At 65.8% G+C, this 11,791-nt stretch carries 12 protein-coding genes; 6 read left to right on the top strand and 6 right to left on the bottom strand.

Features of this window, described 5'->3' with window-relative positions:
* Positions 1 to 62: 62 nt before the first annotated feature.
* The 3 genes from HG262_RS23560 to HG262_RS23550 all read left to right on the top strand — a co-directional run bounded on the left by HG262_RS23560 (position 63) and on the right by HG262_RS23550 (position 2,183).
* Positions 63 to 845, top strand: coding sequence for an SDR family oxidoreductase (locus HG262_RS23560; protein WP_169273331.1), 783 nt, complete (start codon positions 63 to 65; stop codon positions 843 to 845).
* 106 nt (positions 846 to 951) lie between these two features.
* Positions 952 to 1,410 (top strand): Lrp/AsnC family transcriptional regulator, encoded by a 459-nt coding sequence (locus HG262_RS23555; protein ID WP_006226278.1) that lies wholly within the window; start codon positions 952 to 954, stop codon positions 1,408 to 1,410.
* Positions 1,411 to 1,571: 161 nt separating this feature from the next.
* Positions 1,572 to 2,183, top strand: a complete 612-nt coding sequence (locus tag HG262_RS23550; RefSeq protein ID WP_169273330.1) for a gamma-glutamylcyclotransferase — start codon at positions 1,572 to 1,574, stop codon at positions 2,181 to 2,183.
* Positions 2,184 to 2,197: 14 nt separating this feature from the next.
* Here HG262_RS23550 and pagP read toward each other — a convergent pair whose 3' ends face one another.
* The 4 genes from pagP to HG262_RS23530 all read right to left on the bottom strand — a co-directional run bounded on the left by pagP (position 2,198) and on the right by HG262_RS23530 (position 6,020).
* Positions 2,198 to 2,752: a lipid IV(A) palmitoyltransferase PagP gene (gene pagP, locus HG262_RS23545; protein ID WP_169273329.1), complete on the bottom strand. Its 555-nt coding sequence runs from the start codon at positions 2,750 to 2,752 to the stop codon at positions 2,198 to 2,200.
* A gap of 150 nt (positions 2,753 to 2,902) precedes the next feature.
* Complete coding sequence (gene mgtE, locus HG262_RS23540) at positions 2,903 to 4,375, bottom strand: magnesium transporter (protein ID WP_169273328.1); 1,473 nt, start codon at positions 4,373 to 4,375, stop codon at positions 2,903 to 2,905.
* 10 nt (positions 4,376 to 4,385) lie between these two features.
* Complete coding sequence (locus tag HG262_RS23535) at positions 4,386 to 4,796, bottom strand: acyl-CoA thioesterase (protein ID WP_105555505.1); 411 nt, start codon at positions 4,794 to 4,796, stop codon at positions 4,386 to 4,388.
* A 105-nt stretch (positions 4,797 to 4,901) separates the two neighbouring features.
* Positions 4,902 to 6,020 (bottom strand): YeiH family protein, encoded by a 1,119-nt coding sequence (locus HG262_RS23530; RefSeq protein ID WP_211187738.1) that lies wholly within the window; start codon positions 6,018 to 6,020, stop codon positions 4,902 to 4,904.
* 115 nt (positions 6,021 to 6,135) lie between these two features.
* Here HG262_RS23530 and HG262_RS23525 point away from each other — a divergent pair, with 115 nt between their 5' ends.
* Complete coding sequence (locus HG262_RS23525; protein ID WP_169273327.1) at positions 6,136 to 7,029, top strand: LysR family transcriptional regulator; 894 nt, start codon at positions 6,136 to 6,138, stop codon at positions 7,027 to 7,029.
* A gap of 3 nt (positions 7,030 to 7,032) precedes the next feature.
* On the opposite strand, the gene HG262_RS23520 is transcribed toward HG262_RS23525, so the two are convergent.
* Entirely contained in the window at positions 7,033 to 8,229 is a 1,197-nt protein-coding gene (locus tag HG262_RS23520; protein ID WP_169273326.1) for a M20 aminoacylase family protein, read from the bottom strand.
* A gap of 76 nt (positions 8,230 to 8,305) precedes the next feature.
* Between HG262_RS23520 and HG262_RS23515 the strand changes: the two genes are divergently transcribed.
* The gene (locus HG262_RS23515; protein WP_169273325.1) at positions 8,306 to 10,009 is read left to right on the top strand and encodes an AMP-binding protein; all 1,704 of its coding nucleotides are present in this window, start codon (positions 8,306 to 8,308) and stop codon (positions 10,007 to 10,009) included.
* Between the two features lie 7 nt (positions 10,010 to 10,016).
* Here HG262_RS23515 and HG262_RS23510 read toward each other — a convergent pair whose 3' ends face one another.
* Positions 10,017 to 10,892 (bottom strand): inositol monophosphatase family protein, encoded by an 876-nt coding sequence (locus tag HG262_RS23510; RefSeq protein WP_169273324.1) that lies wholly within the window; start codon positions 10,890 to 10,892, stop codon positions 10,017 to 10,019.
* 144 nt (positions 10,893 to 11,036) lie between these two features.
* Here HG262_RS23510 and mnmD point away from each other — a divergent pair.
* The coding region (gene mnmD, locus HG262_RS23505; RefSeq protein WP_169273323.1) for a tRNA (5-methylaminomethyl-2-thiouridine)(34)-methyltransferase MnmD at positions 11,037 to 11,791 on the top strand (755 nt) is incomplete at its 3' end.

The raw sequence follows: 11,791 nt of genomic DNA, 5'->3' as shown, positions 1-11,791 counted from the left end.
TACTGGTGCGCTTCGGCGTCGCGGTCCAAGCCAGCGGCGCGGCGCGCAACGGGAGCGATAGCATGGACCTGGGGATCAGCGGCAAAACGGCATTGGTCTTTGGCGGCAGCCGCGGCATGGGCCGGGCGTGCGCACTGCAGCTGGCGCGCGAAGGGGCGGCGGTCACGATCGCAGCGCGCAACCCCCAAACGCTGGAGCAGGCCGCCGCCGAAATCTCGCGGGAAACCGGGATCGGGGTGGGCTGGGTGTCGGCCGACCTGACCCAGCCGCAAGGCCGGGATGCGGCGATCGCCGCCTGCCCCCATCCGGACATCCTGATCAACAACGCCGACGGCCCCTTGCCCGGAGACTTTCGGGACTGGACGCGCGAGGACTGGATCGCGTCGCTGGATGCCATGATGTTGGGGCCGATCGACATGATCCGGCGCGTGGTCGACGGCATGATCGAACGGCGCTTCGGCCGTATCGTGAACATCGTGTCGCGCAGCGTGAAGGCGCCGCATGCCGAATTGGGCTTGTCCAACGGCGCGCGGTCGGGCCTGATCGGCTTCGTGGGCGGTCTGGCGCGCCAGACCGTGCGGCACAACGTCACGATCAACAACCTGCTGCCGGGCGCCTTCGCCACGGATGCACAGGTCCGGCATATCCAGGGCATGGTGGAGCAGTCCGGCGGCAAGACGTTCGACCAGCTCTGGGACGAGCGTGGCCGCGCGAATCCGGCGGGGCGCTACGGGCAGCCCGAAGAGATCGGGGCGTTGTGCGCCTATCTCTGTTCCGCGCATTCCGGCTACATGACGGCGCAGAGCCTCCTGATCGATGGCGGGGGCTATCCGGGCACGTACTAGGCCCGCTACGGCCCGCTCGGGCCCACTTGGGCCATCCGCGCAGGCGCCTGGCTGGACGCCGGCTGGCGCAGCAGGCAAGATTGGCACCCACCGTGTTGAGGACATCATGGACCAGACCGACATCAAGATATTGGCGTTGCTGCAAAAGGACGCCACCTGTTCGGTCGCTGAGATCGCCGAGCAGGTGAACCTGTCCGTGACACCCTGCTGGCGCCGCATCCAGAAGCTGAAGGACGACGGCGTCATCGCCCGCAATGCCATCCTGCTGGACCCGCGCGCGCTGGGTTTGAACCTGACGGTGTTCGTGTCCATCAAGACCAGCCAGCACAACGAGAAATGGACGCAGAGCCTGATCAACGCCGTCATGGCGCTGCCCAATGTGGTGGAATTCCACCGCATGGCGGGCGATATCGATTACCTGCTGAAAGTCGTGGTCGAGGATATGGCGGCTTACGACCGCTTCTACCGTCGTCTGATCGGCGCGGTGGACTTGCTGGACGTCAGCGCCAGCTTCTCGATGGAAATCATCAAAAGCACCACGGAATTGCCGCTGGACGCGGTCTAGCCGCCGGCGCGCAATTTTTTTTCCGCGTGCGCGGGCTGCGGCGGATGCAAATTTCTTTCGGCGTGTTGCGAAGGCCCAATCTCGCAATTCTTTTGCGTGGCGGTCGGCGTAGGATATCGCTCATTCCTGCTAGGGAATGAATCGGGATATCAGAGGACCCTATGTCGTTCGCAGTACCCGCCGGCTGTGCCGGTCTGGCAAAAACGCGGCAAGCGCTATCGGTGGACGACCTGCTGGCCGGATGGAACGGCGTGGACGACCTGTGGGTGTTCGCCTACGGATCCCTGATCTGGCATCCCGGGTTTGCGTGGCGCGAGCGCCGTCTGGCGACCGTGCGCGGTTATCACCGGTCGCTCTGCTTGTGGTCGCACGACCACCGCGGGTCGCCGGACAACCCCGGCCTGGTGTTCGGGCTGAACCGCGGCGGATGCTGCCGCGGCGTGGCGTTCCTGATCGCGGCGTGCGATGTGCCGACGGTATTCCAGGCGCTGTGGCGCCGTGAAATGGTGACCGGCGCCTATACCCCCCGTTGGCTGACCTGCCACACCGAGGCCGCGCCCGTGCAGGGATTGGTTTTCCTGCTGAACCGCGCCTGCCAGGAGTACGCGGCTGACTTGAGCGACGACCGCCTGTTGGCGTCGGTGCGCAATGCCGTTGGCCAATCCGGGCCCTGCCTGGACTACGTGGTGGAAACCGAGCGCGCGCTGCGCGCCCATGGCATCGATGATTGGCGCCTGGGGGACCTGGTCCGCAAGTTGGGCCAGGCCTTTTAAGCGGTGGCCGCGCGCTAGAAGTGCCAGCGGCCGAAGACGAACAGCACGTTGCCCGCGCCGGACGAGCCGGGGATGTAGGTCGCGTAGAGCATGGCGTCCTTGTAGCCGGCGCCCACCAGCGGCAGGATCCCCGGGAACGGCACGTAGCTCATGATGTCGTGGCGCGCCGTCAGGAAGACGGTGTAGCCCGCGCCCAGCCGGAAGTTCTCGCTGACCTGTCCGATCTTCAGGAAACCGTAGCCGGCGATGGGTTCGACCTTGCTGTGCGAATCCAGGAAGGCCATGGCGTACAGGCCCTGCCAGTCCCCGTCTTCGTCGTAGATGCTACGGCCGTAGCCGCCGCCCCAGGCAAGTTCGTTGAAGCTGTTGATTTTCTCTCGGCTGTAGGTGGCGCGGTTGTGCCACGAGTAGCCGGTCACGTAGAGGTCGTGGCCGCCTTCGGTCCAGATCTGGTCCAGACGGTTGCAGGCCGACTTCGCCCACGAGGGCAGGTCTTCACAAGCTTGGGCGGTGGCGGCGAAAGTCGAGAGCAGCACGAAAAGGAGCGCTGCCCGGAGTTTGGCGGTCATTGCGGGTACTAAGGGAAAAAGATGACAGTTCCATGACTTTACATGGAGTCAGCATCATTTTCCCTGTCACTTGGCTGTCATTGCGCGGCTTTTACCTTGTTTGCCTGCGAAGACGGGCAAGCAAGACAGTGCGTGACTGTTGCTGCGAGGCTACAGCAGGAAGAACGTGGCCAGGCCCAGGAAAATGAAGAAGCCCAGCGAGTCGGTGGCGAAGGTCAACAGCACCGACGAACCCATTGCCGGATCCTTGCCGAAGCGGGCGCGCACCATCGGCACCAGCACGCCGACCGAGGCGCCGACCAGCATGTTGCAGACCATCGCCGCCATCATGACCAGCGCGATCGAGACCGAACGGGAGATCACCCAGGCGAACAGGGCGGCCACCAGGCTGCCGCATAGCCCCACCAGCAGGGTCACGAAGAGTTCGCGCTTGACCAGTTGCCACAGGTTGCGCCCGGTGATCCGGCCCATGGCCAGCGCCCGGATGATGAGCGTCATGGTCTGGTTGCCCGAGTTGCCGCCGATGCCGGCGACGATCGACATCAGGAAGGCCAGGATCACAATGTGGCTGACCGTGCCTTCGAACTGGGAAGCCACGAACGAGGCCGTGGCGGCGGTACAGAGGTTGAGCAGCAGCCAGGGCGCGCGGTTGCGCAAGGCAGTGCTGACCGGCGCGAAGATGTCTTCTTCTTGCAGGCCGGCGCGCGACAGCGCCTGTTCCTGCGAGTCTTCGCGCATCACGTCCACGACGTCGGCGATGGTGACGCGGCCGATCAGGCGGCCCTGGTCGTCCATGACGGGGGCGGACACCAGGTCATAGCGTTCGAATGCGCCGGCGGCGTCGGCGTCGGAATCCAGCGGGTTCAGCGCCAGGAAATCCGAATTCATGACGGCGTGCACTTCGGTTTCGGGTTCACTGACCAGAAGGCGGGACAGCGGCAGGATGCCTTGCAGCTTGTCCTGGCGGTCCACCACGAAGATCTGGTCGGTGTGGTCGGGCAGTTCGTGCAGGCGCCGCAAATAGCGCAGTACCACTTCCAGCGTGACGTCCTCGCGCACCCGGACCATTTCGAAGTCCATGATCGCGCCCACGCTGTCTTCTGGATAGCCCATGGCTTCCAGCAACTGCGCGCGTTCTTCTTCGGTCAGGCCCTTTTGCACTTCGGCCACCACGTCGGGCGGCAGGTCGGGCGCCAGGTCGGCCAGTTCGTCGGCGTCCATGTTGCCGGTGGCGGCGACCAGGTCCTGGCGGTCCATCGCTTCGATCAGCGATTCCCGCACCCAGTCTTCGACTTCCAGCAGCACGTCCGCGTCGTGCTCGGGGCTGACCAGCTTCCAGATGGCCTGGCGTTCGTCCTTGGGCAGCGATTCCAGGATGAAGGCGATGTCGGCCGGGTGCAGGCCGTCAAGCAGCGTCTTGAGTTCCGCCTCGTGCTGGCGGTGCACCAGGTCTTCGACCAGGGTGGCCTTGGCGTCGCCTTCTTCCTGGCGATGCACCAGGTCGGCCACCAATTGCTGGCGGCGCAGGCGTTCCTGCACTTCGGCCAAGGCGGTCTGGGCGTCTTCCGGGTCGAGGCGGCGGGGCGTCGCGGGCGGTTTCTGCGCGGCGGCGGACTGCGTCATGCGTTACAGCTCAAAGAGTGGGAAGGGGGCGGCTGCGCCGCGCTTCGTCGGTGGCGACGTAGGTCAGCGTGGCCTCGGTGACCTTGACGACTTCGGCGTCCAGGCGCTGGCGTTCGGCATAGACCTCGACCGACACCGTGACCGACGTCGTGCCGGTCTTGGCGATGGATGCGTAGAAGCTGAGGAGGTCGCCCACGAACACGGGCTCTTTGAACTGGAAGGCATTGACCGCGACGGTAGCCACGCGGCCTGCCGCGCGGCGGGCTGCGGGGATCGATCCGGCGATGTCGACCTGGGCCATGATCCAGCCGCCAAAGACGTCCCCGTGGATGTTCGCATCCGCCGGCATCGGCATGACGCGCAATACCGGGTCGCGATGGGCGGGCAGAGTCGTAAACGGGGTTTTGGTGCTGGAGGTCATGCGGCCGACTCCAAAGCAAGGGAACCAGCCGATTATGCAGGAAAAACGAGACAGCGGCGTGCGCGGGGGAGCCCGCCGCGGCGCATTGCCGCGACGGGCCGGCGATCAGGTCGCCAACTTCACGATACCGTAGCCGCCAACCAACAGCCACGCGTACAGGATAAGGCCCAGGGCCATCACGCGGGGGCCGGCTTTCTTGATCTGGGCAAAGCGGGTTTCGATGCCTAGCGCCGTCATGGCCATGGTCAGCGCGAAGACGTCCAGGCGGCGGACGGCGGCGATGGCGTCCGGCGGAATGATGTTCAGCGAATTGATGATGGCCAGCACCAGGAAGCCGACGGCGAACCAGGGAATCGGCAGTTTGGCGCCTTTGGCCTGGCCGCCGGCCTGGCTGGCCGCGCTGCGCAGATACATGCCCAGGACAAGCAGGACCGGCACCAGCAGCGCCACGCGAGTCATCTTGACGATGGTGGCGACTTCGGTGGTGGCAGGATCGATGTTGCTGGCGGCGCCCACGACCTGCGCCACTTCATGGATCGTGCCGCCGATGTAGATGCCAAGCGCCTGGGTATCGAAATCAAGCCAGCCTGCATGGTAGAGGATGGGGTACAGGAACATGGACAGGGTGCCGAACAGCACCACGGTCGCGACGGCGACGGCGCTCTTGTGCGGGGCGGCCCGCAGCGTGGGTTCGAACGCCAGCACGGCGGCCGCGCCGCAGATCGCGCTGCCGGCGGCCGTCAGCATGGCGGTGTCGCGGTCCAGGCCCAGCATGCGCTGCCCCACGACGGTGCCGATCAGCAAGGTGCCCAGCACGACGGCGACCGAGACAGCCAGTCCGGGCAGCCCTACGGCCGCGATCTGCTGGATGCTGATGTTCAATCCATAAAAGGCCACCGCGATGCGAAGCAGGCGCCGCGCGGTGAAATTCACGCCCACGCCCCAATCGGCCGGCATCGTGCCGCGCAGGAAGTTGCCGTACAGCATGCCGCAGACAATGCCCACGACCAGCGGGGAAAAGCCCAGTTGGCGAATGGCGGGCAGGTCGGCCAGCTGCATTACCGCACCCGCCATCAGGCCGACGAACAGCACGCCGTTGAGCTTGTCGCGCCAAGGCGTGGTGCTGGCCGAAGCGGTGGCGGCCGGCGATGCGGCGCAAGGGGCTGCCGGCGCGGAGGCGGCGGTGGCCGGGAGGGGGGCGGTGGTGCTGGAAGAGGTGCTCATGACTGGCCCTTGGGGCATATCTAAATAACTTCACGAAATATTAGATCCCGGCCTATTATTTGAAAAATCTCTATTTCTAATATGTAATATCAGAAATTCCGATAATAATGCCGTCATGACACCGGATCAGCTACTGACTTTCGCTTGCGTCGCCGATACAGGCAACATCAGCCGCGCGGCCCTGGTGCTGCATTTGTCCCAACCCGCCGTGTCGGGGCAGTTGCGCATGCTGCAGGAATGGTTCGGCGAACCGCTGTACCGCCGCAGCGGCCACGGCATCGCGCTCACCGAAGCCGGCGAGCGCCTGGCTGAACAGGCACGGCAACTGCGGCAGGTGTACCGGCAGGCGCAGGCGGTGCGCGAAACCTGGCGCGGGTTGGAAACGGGCGCGCTGCGCCTGGGCGCCAGCACCACCCCCGCCAGCTACCTGCTACCGCGCCTGGTGGCGGATTTCCGCCATGCCTTCCCGGCGGTCAGCCTGCACCTGTCCGACGGCAACACGCGGGAAATCGTCGAACGGCTGCCCGCGCTGGACCTGGCTTTCATCGAAGGGGACGTGCCCGCCGGGTTGCCGGCGGACACTGCGGTGCATGCCTGGCGGCAAGACGAAGTCGTGGCGATTGTTCGGGCCGACCACGCACTGGCGGGCAAGGGGGCGGTGACCTTGCGGGATCTGGCCGCGTCCCCGCTGATCATGCGCGAACCCGGCTCGGGCGTGCGCCGGCTGGTCGAGCGCGCGTTCGCGGATGCGGGACTGGCGCCGTCTGTAGGGCTGGAACTGGCGGGTGTCGAAGGCGTGAAGCAGGCCGTGCGCGCCGGACTGGGGGTGGGATTCGTGTCCGTCATGTCGATGCGGCACGAAGACGGGGCATTGGCGGCGTTGCGCCTGTTGCCCAAACCGCTGACGCGCACGCTGAGCATCCTGGTGCCGCATGCGGACGCCGCCGCCCGCGCCACGGGCCGTTTCTTGGCGATGTGCCTGGCGGTCGGGGCGGCGGACGGCGGGTAGGGCTCAGGCCTTGGCCAGGCGCTTGAGCGCCAGTTGGACCCAGTACGTGCCGCCCAGGGGCAGCAATTCGTCATTGAAGTCGTAGCTGCCGTTGTGCAGCATGCAGGGGCCCAGGCCGTGGCCGCTGTCGCGGTGGTCGCCCGTGCCGTTGCCGATCCAGACGTAGCAGCCGGGCAGTTCCTGCAGCATGAACGCGAAGTCTTCCGCGCCCATCGTGGGTTGCACGTGGTCGTTGACGTTGGCCTCGCCCACGATGTCGCGCAGCACGTCGGCACAGAACGCGGCTTCTTCGGCGTGGTTGATGGTGGGCGGATAGTTGCGCTGGAACGTGAATTCCACCTCACAGTCCATGGCCGCGCAGGTGTGGCGCGTGATCTCTTCCATACGGCGTTCGATCAGGTCCAGCACGTCCAGCGTGAACGTGCGCACGGTGCCGCGCAATTCCGCATGGTTGGGCACGACGTTGTCGGCGCTGCCCGCGTGGATCTGCGTGATGCTGAGCACGGCGGCATCCAGTGGATTGCGGTTGCGCGTGATGATGGTCTGCAGCGATTGCGCCAACTGCACCGCGGCCATGACCGGATCGATGCCCAGGTTCGGCATGCCGGCGTGCGTGCCCTTGCCCTTGACCACGATCGAGAACTCGTTGCTGGAGGCCATGATGGGGCCGGGCGTCAAGCCGAACTGGCCGGGCTTCATGCCGGGCCAGTTGTGCATGCCGAACACCGCTTCCATCGGGAAACGCTTGAACAGGCCGTCGTCGATCATGCGCTTGGCGCCGCCGCCGCCTTCCTCGGCGGGCTGGAAGATCACGTACACGATGCCCGCGTAATCACGGTGTTGCGCGAGGTATTGTGCCGCGGCCAGCAACATGGCGGTGTGGCCGTCATGGCCGCACGCGTGCATCTTGCCTTCGTTCTTGCTGGCGTGCGCGAAGGTGTTGACCTCTTGCATGGGCAGCGCGTCCATGTCGGCGCGCAGGCCCACGGCGCGGTCGCCGGGCTGGTTGCCGCGGATGATGCCGACGACGCCCGTGCCGCCCAATCCGCGGTCGACTTCGATGCCCCATTCTTCAAGCTTGGCCGCCACCACGTCGGCGGTGCGGAATTCTTGGAAGGCCAATTCGGGATGCGCGTGGATGTCGCGTCGGATCTTGGAGATATCGTGATGCCAGGCGACGATGGGTTCGAGCAGTTTCATGGGGGAAGTCAGGCGGAATAAGGGAACGCAACAAGGTTATCATCAATCAAAAATCTATTTAATGGAGACAACTACCATGACGCGTCCGTGGCTTGCCCATTACCCGCAGGGGGTGCCGGCAGAGATCTCCACTGAGGGTTATTCCTCTCTGGCTGACTTGCTGGACCGGGCCTGCAAGCAATACGCATCGCGCATCGCCTGCACGGCGATGGGCAGCGATATCACCTATGCGCAGCTGGACCGGCATGCGCGCGCGTTCTCGGGCTGGCTGCAAAGCCTGGGGCTGCCCAAGGGCGCCCGGGTGGCGCTGATGATGCCGAACGTGCCGGCGTATCTGGTCGGCATGCTGGGCACGTTGCGTGCCGGGCTTGTCGTGGTAAACGTGAACCCGCTCTATACGGCCGACGAGCTTGAGCGCCAGCTTCAGGACAGCGGTGCGTCCGTCATCCTGATCCTGGAAAACTTCGCGCACACGCTGCAGGCGGTGAAGAACCGCGGGCAGCTCAAGCATATCGTGGTGACCGGGCCGGGCGACCTGCTGGGCGGCCTGAAAGCGCCGATCGTCAATTTCGCCGCCCGCCATATCAAGAAGATCGTGCCGGCCTGGCGCATCGACGGCGCGCGCATGCTGCCGAAGGTGCTGGGCGAAGGCGCGGGCCTGCCGTTTACGCCGCCCACGTTGACGATGGACGACGTGGCGGTGCTGCAATACACCGGCGGCACCACTGGCGTGCCCAAGGGCGCCATGCTGTCGCACCGCAACCTGACGGCCAACGTGCTGCAGACGGAGGCGGTGGCGCAGCCCGTGGTGCATGACCTGGCCAATAGCCAGTTGACCATCATCAGCGCGCTGCCGCTGTACCACGTCTTCGCGATGACGGTGTGTGGCCTGTACGGCCTGCACGCGGGCATGCGCAACGTGCTCATCATCAACCCGCGCGACCAGCCTTCGCTGATCAACGCATGGCGCAAGGTGCCGGTCAATCTGTTCCCGGGCGTCAATACGCTGTTCAACGCGCTGGCGCACAACCCCGATTTCGCGAAGCTGGATTTCTCGGCCTTGCGGCTGACGCTGGGCGGCGGCATGGCCGTGCAGCAACCGGTGGCCGAACGCTGGCTGAAGATTACCGGCCGGCCGCTGATCGAAGGCTACGGCTTGTCCGAGACCTCGCCCGTCGCCACGGTGAACCCCACCAACGCCACGGCGTATTCGGGTTCCATCGGCTTGCCGCTGCCGTCCACCGACGTGGCCATCCTTGACGACGCCGGCCACGAAGTGCCGCTGGGCGAGCGCGGCGAAGTGGGCATTCGCGGGCCGCAGGTCATGCTGGGGTATTGGCAAAAGCCCGAGGAAACGAGGCAGTCCATGACGGCCGATGGGTTCTTCCGCACGGGCGACATCGGCATCATGGACGAGCAGGGCTACACGCGCATCGTGGACCGCAAGAAAGACATGATCGCGGTGTCCGGCTTCAAGGTCTATCCGAACGAGGTCGAGGCGGTGGTGGCGCAACTGCCGGGCGTGCTGGAGTGCGCGGCCATCGGCGTGCCGGACGAACACTCGGGCGAAGCCGTCAAGGTGTTCGTGGTGAAGAGCGATCCGTCATTGACCGAGGCGCAAGTGCAGGACTGGTGCCGGGAAAAGCTGACGGGCTACAAGCGCCCGCGCTTCGTGGAATTCCGCGATGAACTGCCCAAGAGCAACGTGGGCAAGATCCTGCGCCGCGAACTGCGGCCCGATGCGCCGGCCGCTGCGTCCACGGGCAAGGCCACCGCGTAAACCCGGCTTAGCCGGGATTGGCGAGGTGGGGCGCGATCATCTCGTGCAAGGCGCGTTCGATGGCGGGGTTGCCCGCCACGACGCGCCCACCGATCGGCCACGGATCCAGCTTGTGCATGTCCGAGCACGCGCCGCCCGCTTCGCGCAGGATCAGCGTGCCGGCGGCCACGTCCCAGGGCGCCAGGCCCATTTCCCAATAACCGTCGTAGCGCCCGCAGGCCGTCCACGCCAGGTCCAGCGCGGCCGCGCCCATGCGGCGCACGCCGCGCGCGCGCTTGATGGCGTCGTTCAGCATGGGCATGTACTGCCCGGCAAAAGAGAAGTCGCGGAACGGAAATCCCGTCGCCAGCACTGCGTCTTCGATCGTCTGCGTGCGCGAGCATTTGATGCGGCGACCGTTCAGCCAGGCGCCGATGCCGTACACGGCGGTGAACAGCTCTTCGCGGTTGGGGTCGTACACCACGCCGATCACGGGCGTGTCTTCCGTGAGCGTTTCGGTGGCCGAGACCGCGGTGCCCGCGTGGGCGATCAGCGCGATGGACACGGCGTAGTGCGGTATGTCGTGCAGGAAATTGGTGGTGCCGTCCAGGGGGTCGATATACCAGGTGGCAATGCCCTTGGGCTTGCCGCCGGTCTCTTCGGCCACGATGCCGAACTTGGGTGTGCGGGCCTGCAGTTCCTGAATAATGACGGCCTCGGCTTCGCGGTCCGCCTGGGACACGAGATCGTTGCGCGCCTTGCGGTCGATCACGAGATCGGCGCGGTGATGCGCGTAGGATTGCAGGATGGCTGCACCGCCATGAGCCGCAGTGACGGCCGCGTCGATCGCGGCGCACAGGTCTATGGGCGAAGCCTGCGAACGGGGCTGATCATAGGTATCCATGTAAACCAGTGTAAGCCCATGTATGCGTCAAATTTGAGGCAAGGGCTTGAAACACGGGCTTCCCGTGGTGTCCATCCAACGCCTGCGCGGCAGACGTTCGATAATTCGCCTTTATCTCAACCTTGATTGTTTTTCCAGGATTCCATGTCCGCGCCCTATGTTCCCTTGACGCCCGCAGCGGTCGGTTTCGACGCCGACGGAAAGCTGTACAGCCCCGTGTATGGGGATGTCTATCATTCGCCGGCGGGCGCGACGGGGCAGGCGGAGCACGTGTTCCTGCACGGCAACGGCCTGCCCGACCGCTGGCGCGGCCGCACGCGGTTCACCGTCTGTGAAACGGGGTTTGGCCTGGGCCTGAATTTCCTGGTGCTATGGAAGGCCTGGCGCGACGATCCGCAGCGGCCCGCCACGCTGCACGTGGTGTCGATGGAAGCGCATCCGTTCACGAAAGAGGATCTGTCCGCCTTGCTGGCGCGCGAGGCGGCCACGCCGTTCGCGGCGTTGGCGCAGCGTCTCGCCGCGCAATGGCCGACGCTGTTGCCGGGGCTGCATCGCCTGGAATTCGAAAACGGCGCCGTGACATTGACGCTGGGCTTCGGTGATGCGCAGGTGCTGGCGCCGCGTCTGAGCGCTCGGGTCGACGCCTTTTTCCTGGCCGGTTTTGCGCCGGATCGCAATCCCCGGATGTGGGCGCCGGCGTTGTTGCGGGACCTTGCCGCCCTGGCCGCGCCCGGGGCAACGGTGGCGACCTGGGCCTGCACGGGCGAGTTGCGGCAGGCGCTGCAGGATGCGGGTTTCGACGTGCGGCGCGAGCCCGGCTATGGCGGCAAATGGCACATGACGGTGGGCACGGTCCGGGCGGAAGGGCGCGCGGCCGCATCCCCGGGCGTGGACGCGAC

This window comes from Achromobacter sp. Bel (genome assembly GCF_012928505.1).
GTDB lineage: Bacteria > Pseudomonadota > Gammaproteobacteria > Burkholderiales > Burkholderiaceae_B > Achromobacter.
This window is presented reverse-complemented; position numbering and strand designations above follow the sequence as displayed.

What these genes read in the sequence shown, in the direction of transcription:
- HG262_RS23560 (WP_169273331.1), top strand. Translation starts at nt 63, where the DNA reads ATGGACCTGGGGATCAGCGGCAAAACGGCATTGGTCTTTGGCGGCAGC.
- HG262_RS23555 (WP_006226278.1), top strand. Translation starts at nt 952, where the DNA reads ATGGACCAGACCGACATCAAGATATTGGCGTTGCTGCAAAAGGACGCC.
- HG262_RS23550 (WP_169273330.1), top strand. Translation starts at nt 1,572, where the DNA reads ATGTCGTTCGCAGTACCCGCCGGCTGTGCCGGTCTGGCAAAAACGCGG.
- pagP (WP_169273329.1), bottom strand. Translation starts at nt 2,752, where the DNA reads ATGACCGCCAAACTCCGGGCAGCGCTCCTTTTCGTGCTGCTCTCGACT.
- mgtE (WP_169273328.1), bottom strand. Translation starts at nt 4,375, where the DNA reads ATGACGCAGTCCGCCGCCGCGCAGAAACCGCCCGCGACGCCCCGCCGC.
- HG262_RS23535 (WP_105555505.1), bottom strand. Translation starts at nt 4,796, where the DNA reads ATGACCTCCAGCACCAAAACCCCGTTTACGACTCTGCCCGCCCATCGC.
- HG262_RS23530 (WP_211187738.1), bottom strand. Translation starts at nt 6,020, where the DNA reads ATGAGCACCTCTTCCAGCACCACCGCCCCCCTCCCGGCCACCGCCGCC.
- HG262_RS23525 (WP_169273327.1), top strand. Translation starts at nt 6,136, where the DNA reads ATGACACCGGATCAGCTACTGACTTTCGCTTGCGTCGCCGATACAGGC.
- HG262_RS23520 (WP_169273326.1), bottom strand. Translation starts at nt 8,229, where the DNA reads ATGAAACTGCTCGAACCCATCGTCGCCTGGCATCACGATATCTCCAAG.
- HG262_RS23515 (WP_169273325.1), top strand. Translation starts at nt 8,306, where the DNA reads ATGACGCGTCCGTGGCTTGCCCATTACCCGCAGGGGGTGCCGGCAGAG.
- HG262_RS23510 (WP_169273324.1), bottom strand. Translation starts at nt 10,892, where the DNA reads ATGGATACCTATGATCAGCCCCGTTCGCAGGCTTCGCCCATAGACCTG.